The sequence below is a fragment of the Oceanobacillus halophilus genome (assembly GCF_003628505.1).
Lineage (GTDB): Bacteria > Bacillota > Bacilli > Bacillales > Amphibacillaceae > Oceanobacillus > Oceanobacillus halophilus.
The window spans coordinates 34537-59672 of the sequence record NZ_RBZP01000022.1 but is presented as its reverse complement, the minus strand read 5'-3'; the positions used below and the strand labels follow the sequence as shown (position 1 = coordinate 59672).

General features: G+C 35.8%; 22 protein-coding genes, 1 pseudogene, 1 riboswitch and 1 other annotated feature. Of the genes and pseudogenes, 12 read left to right on the top strand and 11 right to left on the bottom strand.

Annotated features, from left to right (window positions below; all coding sequences use genetic code 11):
* Nucleotides 1–201: 201 nt before the first annotated feature.
* Together pckA and D8M06_RS17360 are read right to left on the bottom strand one after the other, a co-directional pair.
* The gene (gene pckA / locus D8M06_RS17365) at nucleotides 202–1788 is read right to left on the bottom strand and encodes a phosphoenolpyruvate carboxykinase (ATP) (RefSeq protein WP_121205851.1); all 1587 of its coding nucleotides are present in this window, start codon (nucleotides 1786–1788) and stop codon (nucleotides 202–204) included.
* Nucleotides 1789–2135: 347 nt separating this feature from the next.
* Nucleotides 2136–2459: a hypothetical protein gene (locus D8M06_RS17360; protein WP_121205850.1), complete on the bottom strand. Its 324-nt coding sequence runs from the start codon at nucleotides 2457–2459 to the stop codon at nucleotides 2136–2138.
* Between the two features lie 203 nt (nucleotides 2460–2662).
* Nucleotides 2663–2769: riboswitch (SAM riboswitch) on the top strand.
* A gap of 262 nt (nucleotides 2770–3031) precedes the next feature.
* Between D8M06_RS17360 and metK the strand changes: the two genes are divergently transcribed.
* Complete coding sequence (metK, locus tag D8M06_RS17355; RefSeq protein ID WP_121205849.1) at nucleotides 3032–4228, top strand: methionine adenosyltransferase; 1197 nt, start codon at nucleotides 3032–3034, stop codon at nucleotides 4226–4228.
* Between the two features lie 221 nt (nucleotides 4229–4449).
* Nucleotides 4450–5406, top strand: a complete 957-nt coding sequence (locus D8M06_RS17350) for an SLAC1 anion channel family protein (RefSeq protein WP_121205848.1) — start codon at nucleotides 4450–4452, stop codon at nucleotides 5404–5406.
* Between the two features lie 109 nt (nucleotides 5407–5515).
* Here the strand turns inward: D8M06_RS17350 and D8M06_RS17345 are convergent, their stop codons facing one another.
* Complete coding sequence (locus D8M06_RS17345; RefSeq protein WP_121205847.1) at nucleotides 5516–6037, bottom strand: gamma carbonic anhydrase; 522 nt, start codon at nucleotides 6035–6037, stop codon at nucleotides 5516–5518.
* 101 nt (nucleotides 6038–6138) lie between these two features.
* Between D8M06_RS17345 and D8M06_RS17340 the strand changes: the two genes are divergently transcribed.
* Complete coding sequence (locus D8M06_RS17340; RefSeq protein WP_338323000.1) at nucleotides 6139–7215, top strand: tetraprenyl-beta-curcumene synthase family protein; 1077 nt, start codon at nucleotides 6139–6141, stop codon at nucleotides 7213–7215.
* A gap of 629 nt (nucleotides 7216–7844) precedes the next feature.
* Here the strand turns inward: D8M06_RS17340 and D8M06_RS17335 are convergent.
* On the bottom strand, nucleotides 7845–9038 hold the full coding sequence (locus D8M06_RS17335) for a DUF4317 domain-containing protein (RefSeq protein WP_121205846.1): 1194 nt from the start codon (nucleotides 9036–9038) through the stop codon (nucleotides 7845–7847).
* A gap of 84 nt (nucleotides 9039–9122) precedes the next feature.
* A complete protein-coding gene (gene mnmM / locus D8M06_RS17330) occupies nucleotides 9123–9689 on the bottom strand; it encodes a tRNA 5-(aminomethyl)-2-thiouridylate-methyltransferase MnmM (protein WP_121205845.1) in 567 nt (188 codons plus the stop codon).
* Between the two features lie 160 nt (nucleotides 9690–9849).
* Nucleotides 9850–10069: a binding site (T-box leader), on the top strand.
* A 64-nt stretch (nucleotides 10070–10133) separates the two neighbouring features.
* Here mnmM and leuS point away from each other — a divergent pair.
* The gene (leuS, locus tag D8M06_RS17325; RefSeq protein ID WP_121205844.1) at nucleotides 10134–12548 is read left to right on the top strand and encodes a leucine--tRNA ligase; all 2415 of its coding nucleotides are present in this window, start codon (nucleotides 10134–10136) and stop codon (nucleotides 12546–12548) included.
* A gap of 470 nt (nucleotides 12549–13018) precedes the next feature.
* Here leuS and D8M06_RS17320 read toward each other — a convergent pair whose 3' ends face one another.
* From D8M06_RS17320 to D8M06_RS17315, 3 genes are all read right to left on the bottom strand, one after another.
* Nucleotides 13019–13771, bottom strand: coding sequence for a hypothetical protein (locus D8M06_RS17320; RefSeq protein ID WP_121205843.1), 753 nt, complete (start codon nucleotides 13769–13771; stop codon nucleotides 13019–13021).
* A gap of 218 nt (nucleotides 13772–13989) precedes the next feature.
* Nucleotides 13990–14157, bottom strand: a complete 168-nt coding sequence (locus tag D8M06_RS19915) for a hypothetical protein (protein ID WP_158591819.1) — start codon at nucleotides 14155–14157, stop codon at nucleotides 13990–13992.
* A 120-nt stretch (nucleotides 14158–14277) separates the two neighbouring features.
* Nucleotides 14278–15549, bottom strand: a complete 1272-nt coding sequence (locus D8M06_RS17315; RefSeq protein ID WP_121205842.1) for a BaiN/RdsA family NAD(P)/FAD-dependent oxidoreductase — start codon at nucleotides 15547–15549, stop codon at nucleotides 14278–14280.
* Nucleotides 15550–15882: 333 nt separating this feature from the next.
* Here D8M06_RS17315 and D8M06_RS17310 point away from each other — a divergent pair, with 333 nt between their 5' ends.
* The 6 genes from D8M06_RS17310 (at nucleotide 15883) to D8M06_RS17285 (ending at nucleotide 21633) form a co-directional block, all read left to right on the top strand.
* On the top strand, nucleotides 15883–17508 hold the full coding sequence (locus D8M06_RS17310) for a putative polysaccharide biosynthesis protein (protein ID WP_121205841.1): 1626 nt from the start codon (nucleotides 15883–15885) through the stop codon (nucleotides 17506–17508).
* An 18-nt stretch (nucleotides 17509–17526) separates the two neighbouring features.
* The gene (locus D8M06_RS17305; protein ID WP_121205840.1) at nucleotides 17527–18240 is read left to right on the top strand and encodes a pseudouridine synthase; all 714 of its coding nucleotides are present in this window, start codon (nucleotides 17527–17529) and stop codon (nucleotides 18238–18240) included.
* Between the two features lie 11 nt (nucleotides 18241–18251).
* Nucleotides 18252–18833, top strand: coding sequence for an RNA 2',3'-cyclic phosphodiesterase (gene thpR, locus D8M06_RS17300; RefSeq protein WP_121205839.1), 582 nt, complete (start codon nucleotides 18252–18254; stop codon nucleotides 18831–18833).
* Between the two features lie 127 nt (nucleotides 18834–18960).
* Nucleotides 18961–19797 (top strand): NERD domain-containing protein, encoded by an 837-nt coding sequence (locus D8M06_RS17295; RefSeq protein WP_241558982.1) that lies wholly within the window; start codon nucleotides 18961–18963, stop codon nucleotides 19795–19797.
* A 3-nt stretch (nucleotides 19798–19800) separates the two neighbouring features.
* Entirely contained in the window at nucleotides 19801–20730 is a 930-nt protein-coding gene (locus D8M06_RS17290; protein ID WP_121205837.1) for a diacylglycerol/lipid kinase family protein, read from the top strand.
* Nucleotides 20731–20814: 84 nt separating this feature from the next.
* Nucleotides 20815–21633, top strand: a complete 819-nt coding sequence (locus D8M06_RS17285; RefSeq protein ID WP_121205836.1) for a phosphotransferase family protein — start codon at nucleotides 20815–20817, stop codon at nucleotides 21631–21633.
* Here D8M06_RS17285 and D8M06_RS17280 read toward each other — a convergent pair.
* Nucleotides 21620–21904: a YtzH-like family protein gene (locus D8M06_RS17280; protein WP_121205835.1), complete on the bottom strand. Its 285-nt coding sequence runs from the start codon at nucleotides 21902–21904 to the stop codon at nucleotides 21620–21622. The genes D8M06_RS17285 and D8M06_RS17280 overlap by 14 nt on opposite strands.
* 80 nt (nucleotides 21905–21984) lie before the next feature.
* Here D8M06_RS17280 and trmB point away from each other — a divergent pair, with 80 nt between their 5' ends.
* A complete protein-coding gene (gene trmB / locus D8M06_RS17275; protein WP_121205834.1) occupies nucleotides 21985–22626 on the top strand; it encodes a tRNA (guanosine(46)-N7)-methyltransferase TrmB in 642 nt (213 codons plus the stop codon).
* Nucleotides 22627–22813: 187 nt separating this feature from the next.
* On the opposite strand, the gene D8M06_RS17270 is transcribed toward trmB, so the two are convergent.
* Entirely contained in the window at nucleotides 22814–22993 is a 180-nt protein-coding gene (locus tag D8M06_RS17270; RefSeq protein ID WP_121205833.1) for a hypothetical protein, read from the bottom strand.
* Nucleotides 22994–23279: 286 nt separating this feature from the next.
* Complete coding sequence (locus tag D8M06_RS17265; RefSeq protein ID WP_158591818.1) at nucleotides 23280–23702, bottom strand: YndM family protein; 423 nt, start codon at nucleotides 23700–23702, stop codon at nucleotides 23280–23282.
* A gap of 215 nt (nucleotides 23703–23917) precedes the next feature.
* On the opposite strand from D8M06_RS17265, the pseudogene D8M06_RS17260 reads away from it, so the two are divergent.
* A pseudogene (locus tag D8M06_RS17260) lies at nucleotides 23918–25095 on the top strand (DHH family phosphoesterase).
* Nucleotides 25096–25136 lie beyond the last annotated feature (41 nt).

The window sequence follows — 25136 nt, the reverse complement described above, 5'->3', positions numbered from 1 at the left end:
ACTTCGCAGTCAACGCACTATTTGTCAGCTAATGCTTACCGGCTGCACGGCGCATTCGGGACTCTCACCCTAAAGATGTATGTGCTGCCACTCGCAAAAAAAACCGACTTCCTTAAAGAAGTCGGCTGCTAGAATAGTACTAACAAAGTTATTTACTTTTAAGATTGAAATCCTTTTGGGATGAGGAAATAAATATATAGTTTACCCTTTGTATACAGGGCCTGCTTGCTTAATTTCATCAGAAGCTTGCTTGAATTTCTTGAAGTTCTCATGAAATTTAAGAGCTAAATCTTGTGCTGTACGATTGTACGCAACCTTATCTTCCCATGTTTGCTTAGGAATTAATACCTCATCTGGTACACCTGGAATATGCATAGGAATGTCAAGACCAAATATTTCATCTTTTACTGTCTCCACGTTATTTAATTCACCTTCTAACGCTGAATGAACCATTGCGCGAGTATAGGAAAGTTTCATTCGTTTTCCTACACCATAAGAACCACCAGTCCAGCCAGTATTTACAAGGAATACTGTAGCATTATATTGATCAATTTTTTCCCCAAGCATTTCTGCATATTTAGATGGTGCTAAAGGCAGGAAAGGTGAGCCAAAGCAAGCTGAGAATGTAGCCTGTGGTTCTGTTACACCACGTTCTGTTCCAGCTAATTTACTTGTATAACCACTTAGAAAGTGGTACATTGCTTGTTCTTTTGATAGTTTACTAATTGGTGGTAATGTGCCAGATGCATCAGCTGTTAAAAATATAATTGCATTTGGATGGCCTGCAACGCTTGGTGTAATAATATTATCGATATTTTCTAACGGGTATGCAGCCCTAGTGTTCTCGGTTAAAGAAGTATCATCGTAATCCGGTAGTCTCGTTTCTTCATCCAAAATAACATTCTCTAAAACAGATCCAAAACGAATAGCATTGTAAATTTGTGGTTCTTTTTCTTCAGAAAGATTGATACACTTCGCGTAGCATCCGCCTTCAATATTAAAAACACCATTTGGTCCCCAACCGTGCTCATCATCTCCGATTAAGCGGCGGTAAGGATCAGCGGAAAGTGTTGTTTTTCCAGTACCTGAAAGGCCGAAGAAAAGTGCTACGTCTCCTTCTTGCCCCACATTTGCTGAGCAGTGCATAGATAAAACGTCTTGGTTGGGCAAGAGGTAGTTCATAATAGAAAAAATTGACTTCTTAATCTCACCAGCATACTCTGTACCACCAATTAGGATAACTCGTTTTTTAAATGAAATGATAATAAATGTTTCAGAATTGGTTCCATCAACAATTGGGTCTGCTTTGAAATCTGGTGCAGAGATGATGGTGAATTCAGATTGATGACTTTCTAATTCTTCATCTGTTGGTGTAATGAATAATTGTCGAGAAAACAAATTATGCCAAGCATACTCATTAATAACTTGAATTGGTAATCGGTATTTTTTATCTGCTCCTGCAAAGCCTTTGAAAGAATATAGCTCATCTTTTTCTTTCAGATAATCTACAACTTTTTGATAAAGACTATCAAAATATTTTTCTTCAATTGGCTGGTTTACAGAACCCCAATCAACAAAATCCTTACATACTTCATCCTTCACAATAAATTTATCTTTCGGCGACCTGCCTGTATACGTCCCTGTCGTCGCACGAACAGCTCCAGTTTCAGATAATACAGCTTCCTTGCGTTCTAGAATTATTTCTACTAATCGTGGCACTGATAAATTCTCTTTGATGTTCTTATGAGTATAAAGATCTTTTAGCAATGTTCTTTCCACCATTTTCATTTATTTCTCCTGCCTTTTTTTGATGGTTTACTTAAAGAATTCAATCCACCATAAATTTTCTTATTATGTGTAATAGTATAACACATTTAAAATAATAGTCCATACTAATTACAGGTAAATTTTTCTTATTTTTATTTACAATAATTTATGTCTAAACATTCATGTTGTTTATGAAGATGTGTACTATTTTACTTTTATAAATATAAAATACGCTTTCCCCAGGAGGCTCGAAGCCGTGCCCACGGAAAGCGTAGTATTCTGCAGGAGCGAATGTAAGTACACTAAATCATTAGAACAATCAAGAGGCAATAACAAGGAAGATATTCATAATTTCAGCCTCTTCTACATTAAGTTAAGTTAGATAAGGATGCGATGTCATCTTTAGAAAGAGGGTTGTTGTTAATTAACAACCTGTCAAGTAAAACTTTTCCATCAATTAAGTTTTTTTCTAATATGATGCAGGGGATATCATAGTTAATTATTTTCCCTTCATTGTCATAAAAAAGATGACCTTCTTTTTCATCAAAGATAAAAGAATTGATTTTCATATTAGGGGTGATAAATAATGTTATTTTTTCATTGTCATTCCACATTACTTTAATGAGAGTTTTTTTCTTTAATTTACTTTCCACTAACGATTTAAGAGCGCTTAAGGAAACTGTTTTCTGCATGATAATACACCAACCTTCTGTAATAATGAACAATGCATTACTTTTGTGTTTTATTATTTGCAAATTGTAACATTAATATAGTAACTAATAAATTGATATTAATATTGTTATCTTAATGTAATACTTACTCCTACTTAGTTACCTACAACTAAATTGTTGACAATATAAGGCTGTTTCGTTACCATAAACAACGAACGGATACTCTCTTATTCAGAGTCGGTGGAGGGACAGACCCGATGAAGCCCAGCAACCATCACTACGGTGAAAAGGTGCTTACCTGAAGCAAGGAACATTCCTTGGACAATAAGAGTGAAAGGACCGGTACCCCCTTTCCTCATTGCAGGAAGGGATTTTTTACTTTTGTAGAGAGATTTTTCACTCCTCGGTATAAAAATCTTTGGCTTCTCCAATGCTTTATTATAGATAAGAATAACAGGAAAGGCCTTAGGTGTACTTTGAATAGTAGATAGTTTTTGAGTGTGTGTTCTAAAAGATAATGTACTGGATTTTTTGAACTGCCTCTTTGATTTAATAGAGTTCCGTAACATTACATAAAGGAGAGAATGAGCCTAATGGCTGAAAAACGTCGTTTATTTACATCCGAATCTGTAACAGAAGGTCATCCAGATAAAATGTCAGATCAAATTTCTGATGCCATTCTTGATGAAATTTTAACAAATGATCCAAATGCCCGTGTAGCATGTGAAACTACTGTAACTACAGGATTGGTACTAGTAGCTGGGGAAATTTCGACAAGTACATATGTGGATATTCCAGCAATTGTACGAAGAACGGTGAAAGAAATTGGGTATACAAGAGCGAAATTTGGTTTTGATGCAGAAACTTGTGCCGTATTAACTGCAATAGATGAACAATCCCCTGATATTGCGATGGGTGTTGATCAGGCACTTGAAGCACGCGAAGGAAAAATGAGTGATGAAGCTATCTCAGCAATTGGAGCTGGGGATCAGGGGTTAATGTTTGGCTTTGCTTGTGACGAAACAGAAGAATTAATGCCACTGCCAATTTCATTAGCTCATAAGTTGTCCAAGCGTCTGTCCGATGTACGGAAGGAAAATGTAGTGGATTATTTACGCCCAGATGGGAAAACTCAAGTGACTATTGAATACGATGAAAATGACAAACCTGTTCGCGTGGATACTGTTGTCATCTCTACACAGCATCATCCGGAAGCAACACAGGAACAGATTGAAAAAGATATGAAGGAGCAAGTTATTGAACCAGTTGTTCCTGTTGAGTTATTGGATGAAGGGACGAAATATTTCATTAATCCAACAGGTCGATTTGTTGTTGGGGGACCACAAGGAGATGTTGGATTAACAGGGCGTAAAATTATTGTTGACACATATGGTGGTTACGCTCGTCACGGTGGTGGTGCATTTAGTGGAAAAGATTCTACAAAAGTAGACCGTTCTGCAGCTTATGCCGCACGTTACGTGGCTAAAAATATCGTGGCCGCTGACTTAGCTAAATCTTGTGAGGTGCAATTAGCTTATGCTATTGGTGTTGCAGAACCGGTTTCTATTTCCATAAATACATTTGGAAGTGGAAAGGTTTCTGAAACGGACTTAGTAAATGCTGTGCGTGAATTATTTGATCTGCGTCCAGCAGGAATTACCAGTATGCTTGATTTAAGAAAGCCTATCTTTAAAGATACTGCAGCTTACGGTCATTTTGGCAGAACGGATATCCAATTCCCTTGGGAGAGAACAGATAAAGTAGAAGAATTAAAAGCATTAGTAAAATAACTTGTAAGAGCCACTTAACTAGGATTAGTTGAGTGGTTTTTCTTTTTTGGCTATTTTCAAAAGAATATTTCTTAGACAAAACTTTGTTCTGAATTTTATATAGAATGTGAAAATCTTTAAAGCAAAAAAGATGACAAATGGTACTTTTTTTCGTATGATTCAAATGACATCATACCTATATAGGTATATTAAGTTTATATTATGATTATGGGGGAAACTAAATGAATCAAGAACGGGGAATACGTTATTTTCCAATTGGGTTATTTGCTAGTGTTATGGGGTTAGCAGGTGTAACCATGTCCCTGAAGCTTTGGGAAAATTTATATGAAATCCAATCAATAATTTCGACTATCTTTCTTATTATAACTTCCATACTTTTTGTTATAAATGCAGGGATATTGCTTTATCGACTTTTTCGGTATGGTTCTGATGTAAAAGTGGATTTTGACCATCCATTAAAAGTTAACTTTTTTGCAGCTATTTCAATTAGTTTATTATTGTTAGCTGCATTGTATTACGAGATTCATGTAACATTATCGTTTGTTGTATGGGGAATGGGTACTATTTTGCAACTCCTTTTAACACTTATTGTTTTGAAGAGGTTGTTGGGTAATACAACTTTTGAGCTTTCACAGTTTAATCCTGCCTGGTTTATTCCTATTGTTGGAAATATTGTAGTGCCATTAGCTGGTGTAAATCATGTTAGTCAAGATATTAATTTGATTTTTTTCAGTATAGGTATATTATTCAGTATTATTTACATGGTATTATTTGTTTTTCGTATGTACTTCCAGAAACCATTACCATTAAAATTAATTCCAACTATCTTCATTATCTTAGCACCACCAGGTATAGGTTTTGTTTCTTATATAAAAATTACTGATCAGATGGATGTATTTGCATATATATTATTTGGAATAGCGTTTTATTTAGGGCTGCTTCTCGTTATTCAAATCAAGCAATTTATAACGATTCCATTTTTTATTACTTGGTGGGCATATCTCTTCCCATCAGCGGCGGTAACAAACGCAACTTTTTATATGTATTTAGAAACAGAAAAAATCTATTATTATTGGTTTTTTCATATCCAAATTGCTGGGTTAATCATATTGACAATCTATTTATTGTGGAAGACAATAGCGCTTGCTCGTACGCGTAAATTATGTTTAAAAGATTAAAAGCCCCAATAATACACACGTTATTTTCCATTTAAAATAAACGTGTGTATCATTTTTGGGCATTTAAGTACTAGGGCTAATATAAGAAACTGTCGATTGTTGGAATCAGTTACTTTCCAAAATTTGTTTTTTCATTATAATATTGACCTTTTTCTACATAGGATTTTCTAACTCGTTCCATTTCCGCATAATCCTCTGCAGTTAATTTGCGAACTACCTTTGCTGGTCGCCCCATTACAAGTGTATGAGGAGGTATTTTCTTTCCAGGTGGGACAAGACTTCCAGCTCCAACGAAAGCACTTTCTCCAATCTCAGCGCCATCTAAAATAAGAGCCCCCATTCCAACTAACGCATTTTTTCGAACGATAGCAGAATGTAATGTTACTTGGTGGCCAACTGTGACATCATCTTCGACTATTAACGGGTTGTTTGGACTTTGGTGCAGCATAGATAAATCTTGGATGCTGACTCGTTTACCGATATGGGTTGGTGCAACATCTCCACGTATTACAGTTTTAAACCAGATACTTGATTGTTCCCCAATAGTCACATCCCCTACGACTACAGCGTCTTTTGCAACGAATGCAGAATCATGAATTTTCGGTGAAACTCCTTTATATTCTCCTATCATTCTTGAATCCCTCCAATATGTATTTTCTACAGGGTAATCTGATATAATTAAGTATAGCAAATAATGAAGAATGATTGGAAATAATGATCGGAGGAAAAATCTTGTCTCACGTACCAACTACCTCAGTAACATTAATGACTGCTGTTTATCGTAAAATTTTCCCCGCAGTAAAAACTGAACTTCAGAAATGGGAATCCCGTGCCAAACAAATACCTAATAATGAATTGCGTACTCAAGCTCTCGCAAGTATTGCATCCAAGCGATTTCACTGTCAGGGGGGAGCAGTATTTGCATTGCTAGCAGGAGAAAGGTGGAAAGAGGCGGTTCGCTTTATTGTTGCCTATCAAACAATAAGTGATTATCTTGACAATCTCTGTGATAGAAGTACTTCTCTTGATCCGAATGATTTTAGACTTTTGCATCAGTCGATGGAAGATGCTCTATCTCCTGGGAATTCCGTAAAAGATTATTATCAACTCCGAGAGGATCAGGAAGATGGTAATTACTTAATAGACTTAGTTGAGACATGTCAGGATGTTATAAGAAATACAGAAAATAAAGAACACATGAGAATACACCTAATAAACCTAGAAGACATGTACGCTAACTTACAAATACATAAACATGTAATACTAGAAGAACGAATACCAAGGCTTACCAAATGGTACGAAAGGAATAAAGTAAAAGTACCAACTCTTACATGGTATGAATTTGCTGCAGCAGCAGGTTCTACTTTAGGTATATTTTGCCTGCTTTCTTACGCGCTATCAGGTCGATTGGATAAAAAATTAGCAGAAGCTATATATGATAGCTATTTTCCTTATATGCAAGGTCTGCATATATTATTAGATTATTTCATTGATCAGCAGGAAGATAAAGAAGAAGGAGATTTAAACTTCTGTGATTATTATCCGAGCAAAGAAAAAATGAAAGAACGATTTACTTTTTTTATCAATCAGACGGATAATCGAGTAAGAAAGTTGCCAGATGCTAAGTTTCATAAAATGGTTCATCATGGTTTGGTTGGTTTATATCTAGGTGATATGAAAGTAAAAACATTGGATAGTGGACATGAAATAGCAAAAGATTTATTAAAAATTAGTGGAAATAGGGCAAGATTTTTCAACATGAACACAAAGATTTATTATAAACTTAGCAAAAACAAAAATGCTGTATGAAAGAAAAGTTTATTCTAAAAGATGGTTGAATCTCTTTAATTCAGTAATAGTATTACTCTCGTTCACACTATGCTTGTATCAACTGTGACAGTTAAAAGGCAACAAGAGGCAAGTAAAAGAGGGGAGGGGATCTGTCCAAGGGAATAATGAGGCTGGGACATAACTAAAGTGTTTAACTCAGAAAACGAACAATGTGCTACATAGCGGAGGAAATATACGTAGACTCCTTGAAAAAGAAGATGTTTCGCTGCCGTAGCATTCCTTGTCCTGCGGGAAGAAGAGCATCGGTGAGACTGCGTAGTGAGGGAACTACTTGAATACTCTTCCCTGCTCCCTTGCGCCGAGGAAGCCCGCTTCAAAGCATCACTGGAAGACGCAGGCGCACACGCTTTTCAGCACGAAGGAGGCTCACCAGCTCCCCTAAGGTGTGCGAAGTATATTTCCGGAGCGGTATTTATGCACCAATCCACAATCATGTTCGGATTTTCCTTTGAGAAAATACTTTTGTCCCAGCCTCATTAACTGCAGGATTTCTCTTCAGCTTATATTAAAAAAGCTTGTTGTTGTATGAGTATAAATAATCGTATCAGGCAGTAATAAATAACGAACAGGAATACATGTATAAGTAATTATTCTTTATCCTCTACATTATTGTTAAATGCCTCTGGAATCATGGTAAATCCTTCAATCACTGTATCTTCTTCCACTTCAATCATAAGGTATCTTTTTCCACTGAAATTCACTTGTCTAACGTATCTTAAATCTTGTGGACTAATAGCTATCTTAGCTAACTTTGTTTCGATTTTAATTGATTTTGAATTGTACTTAGGTATGATGCTACTTGCTTTTAGTTCATAGTTTCCATCATCAATTACTTTTTGAAAAGCTGATTCTACTTTTTTTGTGTCTACATCTTCAATTCCACTCATTGCTAAAACACGTTCAACGTCTTTGTAATCTAATTTTGGTACTTCTTCTTCCTCTTCTTCGTTTTCTTCAATCACACGGTGAATTTCTTCATATACATTGGCGAGAGTAGAAGTGTTCAATCGGTCTCCTGTTACATCTTTAACAATTTCTTCAAAAACGATTTTATCATCTTCAGCCGTCATCATGTCTTCACCATTTAATACTTCCTCTATGAAGTAATAATCAGGCTCGTATGCTTTTGGTGCTGAATATAAAATATGGTTGACATCTGCTGCGTTATTCGTGAAGCTGGGAAATAAAAAACCTCCTACAGGGGCTTTCAGGTTGATGATAGGATCAACGACAATATTATATTTGAACTCCTTTTCGACATAATCAAAAAGCAATTCCTTTTTTGGCTCTTGCGTTTTGTTAATACTGCAAAGGATGAAGGAATGGGAATAAACGGTATCACGATTACTTTCTTCGGTTTCTTCGGACTGCCGTTTGGTTGGCTTTAAATATTCGCCACGAATAAATGTAACAACGATATCCATCTCATATTGTCGATCTTTAAGCATCTTTTCTACAATGTGTAACATTTGCTCTTTCCAGCTATCTACATCACTGCTTAGTAATCCTTGATGCAAAATAAGCTGGCTATTATTCTCAGCTTCACGCTGAAACTTTAATTCAAAAAGTTTTTGATCCAATTGACCTGTCAGAACTTTTTTGAAGTTATTCATAAATAACTCTTGCTGATCTTGATCCAATAGTTCGAAAGCTTGACTTTGATGATGATAAATTTCACTTGATTCTTTCATAATATATACATTAAAGATATCGTTAATTTTAAGTAAATCATTCCCAACTTTAAATTGCTTCCGAATATTTGCTATGTCCTTTTTATTCATATATAGTTTCTCTCCTAAGTTGATTGTTCGCTTAAATGCTCAAAAATAGAGAAGCTAATTGCTTCTCTAGAAATATCTTAACCTTTATTTCTTCTGTATGGCAATAATAAACGGTGGATTATTTTTTTGATTAATAAACCCGTATCGAAGTACACTGTAATCCTTTTGATTAAGCTTAAGTACATGTTTTAAGATAGCTTCTTTTTCTTCTTGACCGCCTTCATGTCCGTGATAAACAACAAGGACTATAAGCCCGTTCTGTTTTAAAGCATCTAAAATGATAGTTAATGCGGTAATGGTAGATTCAGGTTTAGTAACCACTTCTTTATTACTTTTTGGCAAATAACCAAGGTTAAAAATAGCACCACCTACTGTTTTCTTTTTATCCTTTGGCAAGTAGTCTGAAAGGTTTGCATGACTATCATGAATAAGGGATACATTTGATTTACCATGTTTTATTAACACATTTCTAGTTACCGCAATAGCTTGCTCCTGAATATCGAACGCAAGTACATGTCCATTCTCCCCAACAAGTTCACTTAAAAATAACGTATCATTTCCATTTCCGCATGTAGCATCGATTACTGTTTCTCCTTCATGGACGGATTCTTCTAATAAGTAATGAGCGTAATTTAGAATTCCTTTTAACATAGCTATCGCCTCACTATCCTGTACAATTTCGTACATATTCGTAACATATTTCTTTATTTCATCATATAATATATTTTAACATAAATAGATACAACGAATGTATAGAAATGGGAAGTATTGACAAAGATGATACTATTCTTTATAATTTCGATATAATATGACAACGACTCTGATTAAGGATTATTAGTAAATGTCTCAAGGCATAGAGAGGCAGTGGGTGGTGTGAACTGTTGCTTGAACATTTATGAACTCACCTTAATCGTTGCAGGTTCGAATGATTAGTAGTTCTTGCCGTTTAATCTGCGTTAAAGATTTTAAGTGAACGTTTCAAAACGTTAATTTGGGTGGTACCGCGGGAGTTAAAGCTTCTCGTCCCTATTTAGGGATGAGTGGCTTTTTTTATTTACTTTACGTTGTTGTTGACAGAAAAGGGAGGAAACAGAATTGAGTTTTGATCATAGGAAAATTGAGAAGAAATGGCAATCGTATTGGCAAGAAAATAAAACATTTAAGACAGATACTTACACAGATAAAGAGAAATTTTATGCTTTGGATATGTTTCCGTATCCTTCAGGATCAGGACTGCATGTAGGACACCCGGAAGGATATACAGCTACTGATATTCTATCACGTATGAAACGGATGCAAGGATATGAGGTGCTTCATCCGATGGGTTGGGATGCATTTGGACTTCCTGCTGAACAGTATGCAATTGATACTGGGAATAGTCCTGCTGAGTTTACAGAGGAAAATATAGCAACGTTTAAACGGCAAATCCAAGAACTAGGGTTTAGTTATGATTGGGATCGTGAAATAAATACAACAGACCCTGATTATTATAAATGGACCCAATGGATCTTCGTGAAACTATATGAGAAAGGCCTTGCCTATATTGATGAAGTTCCAGTTAACTGGTGCCCTGCTTTGGGGACAGTCTTGGCGAATGAAGAAGTAATAGACGGAAAAAGTGAACGTGGTGGACATCCAGTTATCCGTAAACCTATGAAACAATGGATGCTTCGTATCACCGCATATGCCGATCGTCTTTTAGAGGATTTAGATGAACTGGATTGGCCAGACAGTTTGAAAGAAATGCAACGAAATTGGATTGGTAAATCAGAAGGTGCGGAAGTCAATTTTTCCATTGACGGACATGATAAAGAGTTTGTCGTATTCACTACAAGACCAGACACGCTATTTGGAGCGACCTATGCTGTTCTAGCACCAGAACATCCTTATGTAGAGGAAATTACTACTGGAGATCAAAAAGCACAAGTAAAAGCTTATCTTGATAAAGTACAGAGTAAATCAGAATTGGAACGTACAGAGCTAGCCAAAGATAAAACAGGGGTATTTACGGGAGCGTATGCCATTAACCCTATTAATAACAAGAAAGTTCCAATCTGGGTTGCTGATTATGTATTAATGTCTTATGGAACAGGTGCCATTATGGCCGTTCCAGCACATGATGAACGGGACTATGAATTTGCACAAAAATTTGAACTTCCTATAGTAGAAGTAGTTGCTGGTGGTGACGTTTCGAAGGAAGCCTATACGGGTGACGGAGAGCATGTAAATTCAGATTTCCTAAATGGACTAGGAAAAGAAGAGGCTATCTCTAAAGCCATTGATTGGTTGGAAGAAAACGGCAAAGGTGAAAAGAAAATCACGTATCGCCTTCGTGACTGGTTATTTGCCAGACAACGTTATTGGGGAGAACCAATTCCAATCATTCACTGGGAAGATGGAACAATGTCAGCTATTCCTGAGGAAGAACTTCCGCTTGAGTTGCCTAAGATGTCAGAGATTAAACCATCTGGAACAGGAGAATCACCACTTGCTAATAATAGTGAATGGGTAAATGTTGTTGATCCGGAAACAGGGAAAAAAGGGCGTCGAGAAACAAACACAATGCCTCAATGGGCAGGAAGCTCCTGGTATTTCTTGCGTTATATTGATCCAGAGAATGCTGAAAAAATCGGTGATCCAGAAGCGTTGGAAAAGTGGTTGCCAGTAGATGTATATATTGGTGGTGCAGAACATGCGGTGCTTCACTTGCTATATGCACGTTTCTGGCATAAATTCCTTTATGATATCGGAGTTGTGCCAACGAAAGAGCCATTCCAAAAACTATTTAACCAAGGGATGATTCTTGGTGAAGGTAATGAAAAAATGAGTAAGTCCAAAGGGAATGTCGTAAATCCTGATGATATCGTATCTTCACACGGTGCGGACACGTTACGACTATATGAAATGTTTATGGGACCACTTGATGCATCCGTTGCATGGTCCACGAATGGTCTGGATGGAGCAAGACGTTTCCTTGATCGCGTCTGGCGTTTGTTTGTAAATGAAGATGGTTCACTAACTGAAAAAATTACTGATGGGGAGAATTCAGATTTAGATAAGGTTTATCATGAGACGGTAAAAAAAGTAACCGAAGACTTTGAAAATCTTCACTTCAATACTGGTATTTCCCAAATGATGGTATTTGTAAACGAAGGATACAAAGCAGAGAAACTTCCAAAAGCTTTTGTAGAAGGATTTGTGAAACTGCTATCTCCTGTTGCACCACATATTACAGAAGAAATCTGGGAGAAACTAGGATATAAGGAGTCCATTGCATATGCACAGTGGCCAACTTTTGATGAATCCAAATTAGTAGAAGATGAAGTGGAAGTCGTTCTACAAGTAATGGGGAAAGTTCGTTCCAAAATAAATGTTGCCAAAGATATTTCCAAAGATGATTTAGAAAAACAAGCATTAGAAGACGAAACACTGAAAAAATGGCTGGAAGGGAAAACCATCCGTAAAGTTATCGTTGTTCCCGGAAAACTTGTTAACGTGGTAGCTAATTAATGAAAAACACTCTTCTCGTATAAGCGGGAAGAGTGTTTTATTAGTTAGATTATTTTCTAAAAATTGTTGCTCTTTATATAACCTATTTCCAGATTTTGTATAGCCTGTTGATATCTTTAATTCAGAATACTGCTTAACACGCGCTACGGAAATATACTACGCTTTCCGCGGGCGCTGCTGAGCGCCGAGGAAGCCCGCTGCAAAGCATCACTGGAAGACGCAGGCGCACACGCTTTTCAGCACGAAGGAGGCTCACCAGCTCCCCTAAGGTGCGCGTAGTGTATTTCCATAGCGAATATAAAGCACTATTCTTAATTAAATAAATCCTAATTAAATATATCAACAATTTCTATCAACTATGACATTTAAAAAGCAACAAAACTTACGAAATGAGCCTTTAGTTATTTTTTCACCCACAGAAATTAATGTAAAATTAAACATGATACGTGGAAAAGGATGCTCTTAATACATTATTCTTTCTTCCATTCAGATTGCAAGACAATCCATTCACCATCTCTATAATACCAAAGTGCTTCAATGGTACCGAGCTGGTCAGCGTGATAGGCCCCACTTACCTGTTTAAAGCTTTTTAACCCATAGCCTTTTTTATCCGTTAATTTAACTGGTTCAAAAAAAGCAATAGGATCAATCATAAGTGAGGTGGATTTCTTTAGCTTTCCATCCTTATTGTATATACCTAGCCGAATGTATTCCTTGGAACGATTACTTATATCGATTTCTATAGGTTTTTCATTCGGCGAGATTTTAACCTCAGCTAAAAAATGGTCCGTAAATTCTCCAGAAACATATTCATGTTTAGGGAGTGGAATTTCTAATAATTGATTATTGGCAATGGTATGTAAGTCATAATGATACAAACCGCCACTTCCACCAGTAGGACTTTGATAAAGCATATCTTGAATCTTATCATGATTTATATCAACAAATTGTATTTCTGGCTCATATCCATCCCCATAATTTATTCTCCAGCGCCCATCATCCGTACTTTTGCTTTTTACCTCAGCCCAAATGTTATGGAAGTATTCTGCACCATCTGAGAAAGGGACACCTTTTAAATTTATTTCATCTAAAACGCCATCACCTGTTACGTCTTTTTGATATGTATTAATTAACACAGCCTCTTCTTCGTTTGTAACGCCATTCAGAGACATGGGGGAGATAAGTAAAAATAAAACAACAAATAGTATTTGTTTCGCATTCATTGGTCATTCTCCTATAAATTATTTAACACACAGTTATATTGTGTCTTATTACCTAATGCTATACATGTATACAATATAGAGGTAACTAATGGATGAAGAAACAGAGCTGACGAGATGAGATTGAAAATACAAAAGATCAATTATTCGTTTTTAAAAAGCGCACCACCATGTGGCACGCCTTTTAGCTAATTTTAGCCTATTTTAAGGGAGAAAAGTATCTAATGGACTCCTTGATTGTTCCCACCACTCATACCTGTTACGAACGGTAGTACCTTCTGAACGGTTTGACCGAGACTCTGGTTGTTCTTAGTCATTGTATAGTAAGTTGCAGCACCTACTCCTACAGAAGCAATGATTGGTAACCAATTTTGATTCCTCATACCCATCTTTTAACACCCTTTCCAGGCTAAGGTTGTATAAATGTCTACAGAAAAACTCGCTTCCGCTCCTTTGTCTGTCTCCAGACATTAATAGGTTGGCTAAAGGACTATATAAAATGCGAGGTATCATCTTCCAGTAACAGATACAGCATCAAGCGCTGCGTTCATCCCTGCGAGTCTCCCTGTTACAAGAGCGGATGTAATGTTGTATCCACCAGTATAACCATGGATATCCAAAATTTCACCACAAAAGTATAAACCATGCATTCTTTTGGACTGCATCGTGTTTGGTACGACTTCTTTAATGGATACACCACCACCAGTAACAAATGCTTTTTCTAGAGGCAGGGATCCATTTACATAAAAAGTAAATTTTTTTAAGCCATGTACGATAGACCGTATGGTTTCTTTAGATACATTAGCACATTTTTGCTCATCACTTACCTTATTTTGCTCCAGTATGTATGTTAAAAAACGTTCAGGTGCAACTCCTTTTATCACATTTTTAAATGCTTTCTTTGGATTTTCCGCAGCGGATTTCATGATGCTTTGAAATAGCTGTTCTTCATTTTCACTAGGTAAAGCATCTAACACCATAGGGACTATTTCTCTTCCTCGCATTAGTTCTTTTACAACAAACTGCGAACAGCGGAGTACAGCTGGACCCGAGACACCAAAATGGGTAAAAATCATGTCCATTTGATGGGTGATAATAGGCTTATTCCGTTTATTTAATACAGATAGAGCGACGTCTCTTAGCGATAATCCTTGAAGACTCTTGTTTTTAATAAACTCCTCATCGGATTTTAGTGCAACTTCAGTAGGATAAAGCTCTGTTATTGTGTGGCCGGCTTTTTTGGCCCAAGCATATCCGTCACCAGTTGATCCTGTGTGCGGAACCGCTTTTCCTCCTGCTGCAATGACTATCGATTTTGTCGTGATCTTTTTCCCGTCTTTTAATATAACTGTATGTTCCAATTCATCATAATGGACAGCTTCAACGGGAGTGTTCAATTTCACCTCTATGCCTAGCTCTTCCATTTTATTGACTAATGCATCAACAACTGATTTTGCAGAATTAGACTTTGGAAACATCCTGCCATGATCTTCTTCTTTCAGACCTACACCCATGTTTTCAAAAAAGTCTACGATGTCATAGTTGTTAAAAACGGAAAATGCACTATATAAAAATTTTCCATTACCTGGTATATGTTTAATTACTTCTTCTTGTGGCAATTTGTTAGTCACATTACATCTTCCACCGCCAGAAATAGCGAGCTTCTTCCCTAACTTTTTACCTTTTTCCAAAAGTAGAGTTTTGCCTCCATGTTCTGCCGCAGCAATTGCTGCCATCAATCCTGATGGACCACCACCAATGACTATAACATCATAATTCAATACGCTTCATTCCTTTCGTTAGTATATTACCACTAACTAACGTCTTTACTCAATTTTTAAACAGCAGGTGAAGAGTGAATGTACGGCAAATTTGACCATGAAAATTTTTTATGTAACGGCGAGCTCTATCATGTATGCCTCATTTTAAATCAACTTCAATGATTAAGATGCATCAAAGATTACAAAAAATCTAAGGGTCGGCAGAAAAAAATTCCTCAAAACGAGTGAAGTTAGGTTATCTGTCTATGCCTTAGGTATGATAAAATAACAGGAGTGTATAAAAAACTCCATTTAGTTTAGAAATCTAAGTTTATTAGAAATATAGGTGAAAATATGTCTTCGAATATTGTAAAAGGTGCTTTTATATTAACGTTAGCATCTTTCTTATCCAAATTCTTAGGAATGATATACGTTATTCCATTTAATGCGTTAGTTGGTGAGACAGGTGGAACATTATTTAGCTTTGCCTATACACCATACAGTATATTCATTAGCCTATCGACTGTAGGAATACCTGTAGCTGTTTCTAAATTTGTTTCTAGGTATAATTCATTAGGTGATTATGAATCAGGAATGCGAATGTTCAGAGTTGCTAGTATGATAATGGCAATAACAGGAATAGTTGCATTTCTTGTCATGTTTTTCAGTGCAGAATGGCTAGCGAAATGGATGATTACAAGTGAAGATCCAGTAGGAATTTCTGTAGAAGATGTTACATATGTGACGAGAATGGTGAGTGTTGCCTTATTAATTATCCCTGTTATGAGTATTGTTCGCGGCTTTTTCCAGGGGCATGAGACGATGAAACCCACTGCGGTTTCACAAGTTTTGGAACAAATTGTACGTATTGCCTTTATTTTAATTGGCTCTTTCCTTATTTTAAAAGTTTTTAACGGAACGATTGTTCAAGCAGTTGGTTTATCCACTTTTGCTGCATTTATAGGCGCATTGGCGTCATTAGCCATTTTGCTTATCTTTTGGAAAGTACGCAAACCTTATTATAATCAACAACTACAGTCACAAACACATACGTATGATATTTCAACAAAAGAACTTATAAGGGAATTGTTTAGCTATGCTGGGCCATTTATTTTGGTTGGATTAGCAATTCCATTATATCAATTAGTTGACCAATTTACGTTTGAACGAGCGATGGTAGATTCTGGTTTGGAAAGTATTTGGGAAAATGCCTATGCTGTTATTAATTATTACGGGCACAAAATAGTTATTATCCCAATGACGATTGCAACAGGATTATCCTTATCGCTGTTACCAACTTTAACCAAATCTTTTACTCAAAATAATCGGAAGCTGTTAAATGAGCAAATTAATCAGTCATTACAAATTGTCCTAGTATTAGTTGTTCCAGCTTTTGTAGGGATTGCCGTACTGTCTGAAGAAGTATATGGAGCATTATATGGACTAACTATTATTGATATGGCTGGACCGCTTTTAGGCTGGTATGCCCCAGTTGTTTTATTATTCGGTCTATTTAGTGTGACAGCTGCCATATTACAAGGAATTAATGAACAGCGATATGCCGTGTTTAGTTTGGTAGCTGGTCTTTTGGTTAAAATATTATTGAATATACAACTTATACATTGGTTTGGTGCGAAGGGTGCAATTTTTGGCACAGCTTTAGCATCAGGTATTGCCGTTCTTTTAAATTTATGGCGAATAAAAAAAGCCATTGACTTTAGCTTCAAACAAACGATAAAACGGACCATATTAATAGGAATCTTTGTCATGATAATGGCGCTAGTTATTTGGGGAGTAAAGGCAGTTTTTGATCTGTTCATTCCTACAGAAACACGTTGGGGTACAATAATTATGCTTGGTCTATGTGTAAGTATTGGTGGAGGAGTCTATTTGTATCTTGCCAATATCTCTACTTTACTCGAACGGGTTCTAGGGAAGCGAATTTCAATCGATTTATTAAGAAGAAAACGTAGCAGATAGTTTGGAGGAACAGATTCCATGCGATTAGATAAACTTTTAGCAAATATGGGGTATGGAAGTAGAAAAGATGTTAAATCACTCTTAAAGAAAAAGAAGGTCACCGTGAACGATGAGGTTGTGAAGGATGGTAGTACTCATGTCGAACCTAATAAAGATATCATAAAATGCAACGGAAACCTGGTGACCTATAAAAAATACATCTATCTAATGATGAATAAGCCACCAGGAGTTATTTCGGCTACAACAGATCAACGGGAGAAAACGGTTATAGATATATTATCTGAAGAGGAACGAATATTTGAACCATTTCCAGTTGGAAGACTTGATAAAGATACAGAAGGCTTACTTTTGTTAACAAATGATGGTGACCTTGGACATCAGTTGACATCCCCTAATAAAGATATTGGCAAAACTTATTTTGCCAAAATTCAAGGGAGGGTGACAGCTTCTGATAAAGAGGAATTTAAAAAGGGTGTTGTCCTAAATGATGGGTATCAATCTAAGCCAGCTGACCTTGATATCATAGACTCTGACGATGTATCTGAGATTACTGTAACCATTACCGAGGGGAAGTTTCATCAGGTAAAAAGAATGTTTGAAGCAGTTGGTAAAAAGGTTATTTATTTAAAACGACTCCAGATGGGTAAATTAGAACTGGATAAAAGGTTACAATTAGGCGAGTATCGTGAACTTACTGAAGAAGAATTAACGTATTGCCAATCATTGAAATAGGAGGAACTCTAATGAGCGGTGCACCTCATTATTTTATTGGTATACATCTACCAGAAGAACTACAGAATTATTTTTCGAAATGGCAAGAAGCATTAACTAATAAATTGCCATATAAACAATGGTATAATAAAAAAGATTTGCATATAACTCTGAAATTTCTAGGTGCTATGGAAGAAGAAAAGTTGGATATGCTTAGTGAGTCATTATTATCAGCAAAAAATTTCTCTTCCTTTGATATTCAATTAGGAGGTATCGGTACTTTTGGAAATCCTACAAAGCCTCGAGTGCTTTGGGCTGGTGTTCAAAAAAATGATCGCTTAGAAGAGTTGCATCATTTGGTAGAACAAAGAGCAGCACAGTTAGGATTCCCCAAAGAAAATCGTATCTATCGCCCTCATATTACATTGGCAAAAAGGTGGAAGGCTCACCCACAGGAGGACTATACAGACTCACTCACAAATATACAAAAACAATACACAGAGACGAAAATAATGCATGTAGGTGAAGTGATCGTATTTCAAATTCATCCGGGAAGAAAGCAAAAGTATGAACCAGTTAAAACATATGTATTAAGAAAAGTGAGTAATAGTTGAGGAGTGTAAGGAGGTGTAGAAAGTAGCACAGTTAATAAAACTTAAAGACTACATTTCCCGTTATGAGTGGGATACATTTCGTTATCCAACCCAATTTATACGAGTGAAAAAACAAAACTGGGATAAATTGTACAGAACTTGGTCTAATCCTGAACTAACCAGTTTGTATGATGAGGAACATAATCAGGAAACAACATCTGTAACATCTAAATTTTCAAAGTTAAAAACTTTTATACAGCGTAATCAGAAGGTAGAAGTAGAGCAGGAAAACCAAAAGGAATTAACAGATGAACTTCCGAATACAGAGGAAGAGTTAAAGCATTATTTTTTAGACAAAATACTGCCATTTCAATTAAAATGGGCAACATCCACCGTAAACCGTATTTCTTATGTTCATAAAAAATATTATACAGATCCGTTGCTAAAGTATTTTCTGCAACGATTTCCAGATACATACCTGCTGATGTACTTTCCGGTTTTTACTGTTAAAAATGCACCAATAGATGGTGAAATATTGCTTATATCACCACTTGGGATTGAGATACTCTATGTTATCGAGGAAGATTCACAGGCAATCGTAATGGCTGGGAACGAGAGGTCTTGGACGGTTGAACAGCAAAATGATTTTACAAAAATGATTAATCCAACGATTGCTTTAAAGCGTACAGAACACATCATAAAAAGTATTTTACAAAAATATGAAGTAGATTTTCCTATTTATAAAACAGTTATTTCCCGAACGAATTCCATTTTGTATACTACCGAACCTTACCAAACAAGATTAATAGGAAAAGATGAGTATAAAGAGTGGTTTGAAAAGCGAAGGAAATTAAGAACTACTTTAAAGAATAGGCAATTAAAAGCTGCAGAGGTATTACTGCACCATTGTCAGTCTACTTCTGTCCAACGTCCTGAGTGGGAAGAAGATATCAGTTTACGGACAATTGGAGAAATGGGGGAGTGAAGAATGTACGTATTTATTGTAAATCCCCAAGCAGGTAGTGGTCGGGGGATGAGAATCTTCTCGAAATTAAAGAAGAGTACGTTATTTCAGACCTTAGAAAAGATGGTATATTTCACAGAATACCCTGGTCATGCCAAAAAGATAGCAGGCCAAATAAATCAATTACATGATATTACCACTATTATTGTCATTGGTGGGGATGGGACTTTGCATGAAGTGATCAATGGTCTCTATCATAGGAGAATTCCTATAGGATTTATTCCAGGTGGATCAGGAAATGATTTTGCAAGAGGATTAGCTATTCATAATAAACCAAATAAACTGCTTAAACAGATAGTAAATAGTAACGAAGATTTACTGTATTGGGTTGGTTCTATAATAATAAATCAAAACGAACATAAGAGATTTGTTAATTCTGTAGGGTTTGGATTTGATGCACAAATAACTAGAATGGCTAATGAAGCGAGTTATAAATCATTGTTTAATAGATTAGGCTTGGGGAAGTTAACATATATAGTTGCACTTATTCAGGTATTAATGAAATTTAAACCAATGACTATTGAATTAGAAATAAACGATGAGAAAAAGACTCTCCGAGATTGTTGGATGTTGACAACTTGTAATCATCCCTACTATGGAGGGGGAATGAAAATTATCCCTACTGCTAAAATTCAAGATGAGGTGCTACCTCTGTTAATTCTACATAAAATATCAAAATGGAAAGTGTTATCTTTGTTTTTAACTGTTTTTACCGGATTGCACGTAAAATATAAAGAAGTGGAAATAATAGAAACGACAGGATTTAAAATAATCTCGAAAGATAACGTTTGTGCACAGATAGATGGCCAAACTTTTCAATGTCGCATGGGAACTTTAACAAAAAGACAAGAATTCATCAATATTCGCGGAAGAAAATATACACAAACTGTATAAAAAGCTATTATATGGTTGTAATTTGTCTTTTATACCTATAAAATATGTAAAAGGAATGCTATTTTTGAAAGATGTGAATACTATATGTTGGAATGGCTCGAACAAGCATTAGGGGATGGCTGGAAACTAACACCAGCTGGTGGATTAACAGGGGAAGCGTTTATAGCTGTCAAAGATAACAAACGGCTATTTTTAAAACGAAATTCTTCTCCTTTTTTAGCTGTGCTATCAGCAGAAGGAATTGTCCCGAAGCTTGTATGGACAAAGCGTATGGAAAATGGTGATGTCATAACTGCACAAGAATGGGTAGAAGGGCGCGAACTAAAGCCAGATGATATGCAAGATAGTCGTGTCGCGGATCTCCTGCACAAAATTCACCATTCCACTGAATTACTTGATATGTTAATGCGAATTGGAATAATGCCCTTAACTTCTGATGATATTTTCCATTCCATTAAAACAAAATTATTGGAACTAAATTTAATTAATAAATATGAAGATGTTCGACAGGCTTTAGAATATTTGGAGCGATTACTGCCAAAAACTAGAAACCAAAAATTAGTCGTTTGTCATAATGACTTGAATCATAATAATTTATTAATGTCCAAAGATGGGAGCCTATATCTAATTGACTGGGATAACGCGACGATAGCAGATCCAGCATCTGATTATGGCTTAGTATTAAAATGGTACCTTCCGAGAGAGAAATGGAGAAACTGGTTATGTAAGTATGGAGTTGAAAAAGATGATTGTATTCTTGAGAGAATGTACTGGTATTTGTTGCATGATTCACTCCACTATTTAATATGGCATTTAAAACGAAAAGAACCCGCAAAAGTAATGGAAAGATTGCGGGATTTACAGGAATTAAACGAACAAGTCGCAGAATTTATTGAAGGTTAGCATCTATAGCACTCATCCATGTTTCTAAATTATTTTTATTTGCAGTAATGTGTTCTTCGACGTTCTGTGCATTTTCGCCTTGTCTTCCGTAATTATAGATTTCCGGAAGTAACTGCAAAAGTTGTTCGTCTGTAATTTGATTATTGGCCGTCATATTTTTGACTAGACGTTTGATTTGCTGATATTCTGATACTTGACCACAACAGCCAACACACTGTTCATCAAGAATATCGTGCAGCAATGTTAATAAATTATTTGTTTTTAGTGTCATCAGAATCACCTCATGACACTATTTTTTGTCATATCGTGTTTTCTATACTTGTTAAAAAACAACAAAGAGAGGTATATATAATGCGTCAACGTAATAAACCATGGGCTGATGAGTTTTTGAAAGAACATAATCAGTTAATTATTCCAAATCCCTCAGAGCATAAAGGGAAATGGAAAGAGCTTTTTGGGAACGACCATCCAATTCATATAGAAGTTGGAACAGGTAAAGGGCAATTTATTGTCGGAATGGCAAAGCAATATCCAGAGATTAATTTTATTGGAATTGAACTGGCAAAAAGTATAATTGTTTCTGCAGCTCAAAAAGTATTGGAAACGGAGTCAGACCAATCTAATATTTTATTGCTAAATGAAAATGCCAGTGACTTAAGAGAGATGTTTGATATAAATGAAATCTCTGGTATTTACTTGAATTTCTCAGACCCGTGGCCGAAGAACCGCCATGAAAAACGCAGATTGACTTATAAGACTTTTTTGGAACAATATAATGACATCTTAATACCTGATGGTTCAGTGATTTTTAAAACTGATAATCGCGGCTTGTTTGAATATTCTCTTGTAAGCTTAAATGATTATGGAATGAAACTAGAGGAAGTAAATTTAGATTTGCATGATATTGATGATCCAACTAATATCATGACGGAATATGAAGAAAAGTTTTCGGCTAAAGGACAGCCGATTTATCGATTGAAAGCAAGGTTTTAATTGATTTCACTCTGGTCCTGGCATAATTATTATTGGCTGTGAGATAGTTGCCATAAAATTAGATGTGAAATATTAAGTATAAACAATTACGTAGAAATGATGATATATAGAATATAGTTAGATCAAAAAACCTGTATCCAAAATGAGTAATCATTCTAGATACAGGTTTTTTTTGGGTCTTGATTAATTAGTTATTACGGTTGTTACGGTTACGATTACGATTGTTGTTATTGTTGTTATTATTGTTGTTATCGAAATCGTTGAACTCGTTTTCGTTCGCAAACTCAACATTGTTTACATCGTTGTTGTTGTTATTATTGTTGTTGTTGTTGTTGTTGTTGCGATTACGATTGTTATTCTTCGCCATTAATCGACCCTCCTGTTGTTAAGTATTTGATGTAATTACGGTTTAGAAAAGGCTTTCTTTTCTATAAAGTAATTTCACCGACAAGACATATTCTAACCAATTTCATAAAATTAAACCGCTAAATTCTATTGATTAATTTTTACTAAAATTTGCAATACTATTGAAAGATATAGGAAAAAGGACTGGGGTATTTTGTAACATAATAAAAACTCTTGTCCAATTTTTAAAATTAGACAAGAGTCCGTTGTCATGTGAGTGCATCCTTGATAGGTGTCGTTCATTACCTTTACTTTTTGTCTTCCGGACTAAATTCCTCGCTATATTCGGTCTGCATATGATGTGTTTGCATGAAGTCTTTTTCGAGCCCTGCAAAAACTTGATTTTTCATGTAGCGGTGATAGAATATCTCACCAACACCAACAAATAAAGCGGAAATAAACGCAGCGGTTACTACTGGTATCTCAAACGCAAACAAAGAATTTCCAAGTCCCCATATTACAAGAAAGGAAAGTGCAAAGTCACCAATTACTGCAAGAACATTTCCGATTCTTGGTAACAGGAATACGTCACCAACGAACGAAACGACGGATAACAAGATGCTTATGGTAAAGATATCACCGAGGTTAATACCATAAAATATGCCAAGAACAATCCATAGTATCGCAGTTAACATCACAAATTTTACGATAAGGGCAAATAAATATCTCATTTTTTTCTCCTTTCTGTTTTCGCTTATTTTGTCCACTTTTATCGATAACATGTATGATTCCATAAATTCAAAACTTCGACAAAATCCGGGAGGTGACAGGCACCGATTTGGGATAAGGCTGTTTTTGCTGGTTAACCTAATGGAAGGAGGAGATTTTATGAAGAATTTAATACCGGTAAATCAATTCGACAAGATTCGGGAGGTGACAGGCACCAATGTATAAGTTGTTGTCACATAATGATTTGGATGGGGTGGGGTGTGGGATTATTGCGAAGCTTGCCTTTGGTGATAAGGTAAGGGTGCGTTATAATTCGATTGGCAGTCTTAATAAAGAAGTGCAATGGTTTTAGAAAACGAAAAGGACTCTTTTTTATTTATCACTGATTTATCCGTCAATGAAGAAAACGAGATGCGATTGGATAAATATTATAAAGCTGGTGGGCAGCTCCAATTAATTGACCATCATCAAACCGCATTGCCCTACAATGATTATGACTGGGGACATGTGGTTGTAAAAGACGAAGAAGGAAAATTAACATCTGCGACTTCTTTATTATATGAATATTTAATAGAGCATAAATTCATTGAACCCAAGGATGCGATAAATGAGTTTGTGGAGCTTATTAGACAGTATGACACTTGGGAATGGGAAAAAAATATGAATAACAAAGCTCAACGACTTAATGCGCTATTTTTCTTGCTTTCAATTGATGAATTTGAAGAAATAATGATCCAGCGACTACAAAAAAGTGATCGTTTTAACTTTAACGACTTTGAAGAAAAGATTCTAGATATGGAAGATGACAAGATTGACCGGTATATGCGAAGGAAACGTCGTGAACTAGTTCAGAAAAAAATAGGTGAATTGTATGCAGGTGTTGTTTATGCAGAATCATACCATTCTGAATTAGGAAATCAATTGGGGAAAGATTATCCTCACTTAGATTATATTGCAATCTTAAATATTGGTGGAAGGAGAATGGGCTTTCGTACCATACATGACCATATCGATGTATCTGAAGTTGCTACACGATTTGACGGTGGCGGTCATGCTAAAGCAGCTGGTTGTTCAATGAATGATATTGCTTTTAAGTTATTTGTCGAAGAGACGTTTCATTTAGATCCACTACGAGAAGACGCTAGACGAAATCGATTCAATTTGAAAGGTGAATCATTTGGAGCATTATATCAAAACCGTTCCGATGATATTTTCTTCATTTATTCAGAGGATGAGGAAAATTGGATGATACAAAAAAATGAGGAACCATTGGAACAGAAATTTTCCAATTTCGAGAATGCAGAGATATTCCTAAAACGAAATTATCAAGCATGGTTAGCCAGAGATGAAGTGTTTGTCAAATATCTTATTAATAAGGTGAAAGAGCAAAAATAGGTGAAAGTGAGTATCATCTTGCCTATTTTAATAGTTAATTA

Excerpts from the sequence above, each read along its gene's own strand:
- mnmM (WP_121205845.1), bottom strand. The coding sequence starts at position 9,689 with ATGTTAAAAGGAATTCTAAATTACGCTCATTACTTATTAGAAGAATCC.
- D8M06_RS17350 (WP_121205848.1), top strand. The coding sequence starts at position 4,450 with ATGAATCAAGAACGGGGAATACGTTATTTTCCAATTGGGTTATTTGCT.
- pckA (WP_121205851.1), bottom strand. The coding sequence starts at position 1,788 with ATGAAAATGGTGGAAAGAACATTGCTAAAAGATCTTTATACTCATAAG.
- D8M06_RS19915 (WP_158591819.1), bottom strand. The coding sequence starts at position 14,157 with ATGGGTATGAGGAATCAAAATTGGTTACCAATCATTGCTTCTGTAGGA.
- metK (WP_121205849.1), top strand. The coding sequence starts at position 3,032 with ATGGCTGAAAAACGTCGTTTATTTACATCCGAATCTGTAACAGAAGGT.
- thpR (WP_121205839.1), top strand. The coding sequence starts at position 18,252 with ATGAGCGGTGCACCTCATTATTTTATTGGTATACATCTACCAGAAGAA.
- D8M06_RS17280 (WP_121205835.1), bottom strand. The coding sequence starts at position 21,904 with ATGACACTAAAAACAAATAATTTATTAACATTGCTGCACGATATTCTT.
- D8M06_RS17320 (WP_121205843.1), bottom strand. The coding sequence starts at position 13,771 with ATGAATGCGAAACAAATACTATTTGTTGTTTTATTTTTACTTATCTCC.
- D8M06_RS17360 (WP_121205850.1), bottom strand. The coding sequence starts at position 2,459 with ATGCAGAAAACAGTTTCCTTAAGCGCTCTTAAATCGTTAGTGGAAAGT.
- trmB (WP_121205834.1), top strand. The coding sequence starts at position 21,985 with ATGCGTCAACGTAATAAACCATGGGCTGATGAGTTTTTGAAAGAACAT.
- D8M06_RS17310 (WP_121205841.1), top strand. The coding sequence starts at position 15,883 with ATGTCTTCGAATATTGTAAAAGGTGCTTTTATATTAACGTTAGCATCT.
- D8M06_RS17335 (WP_121205846.1), bottom strand. The coding sequence starts at position 9,038 with ATGAATAAAAAGGACATAGCAAATATTCGGAAGCAATTTAAAGTTGGG.
- D8M06_RS17290 (WP_121205837.1), top strand. The coding sequence starts at position 19,801 with ATGTACGTATTTATTGTAAATCCCCAAGCAGGTAGTGGTCGGGGGATG.
- D8M06_RS17345 (WP_121205847.1), bottom strand. The coding sequence starts at position 6,037 with ATGATAGGAGAATATAAAGGAGTTTCACCGAAAATTCATGATTCTGCA.
- D8M06_RS17265 (WP_158591818.1), bottom strand. The coding sequence starts at position 23,702 with ATGAGATATTTATTTGCCCTTATCGTAAAATTTGTGATGTTAACTGCG.
- D8M06_RS17285 (WP_121205836.1), top strand. The coding sequence starts at position 20,815 with ATGTTGGAATGGCTCGAACAAGCATTAGGGGATGGCTGGAAACTAACA.
- D8M06_RS17270 (WP_121205833.1), bottom strand. The coding sequence starts at position 22,993 with ATGGCGAAGAATAACAATCGTAATCGCAACAACAACAACAACAACAAC.
- D8M06_RS17305 (WP_121205840.1), top strand. The coding sequence starts at position 17,527 with ATGCGATTAGATAAACTTTTAGCAAATATGGGGTATGGAAGTAGAAAA.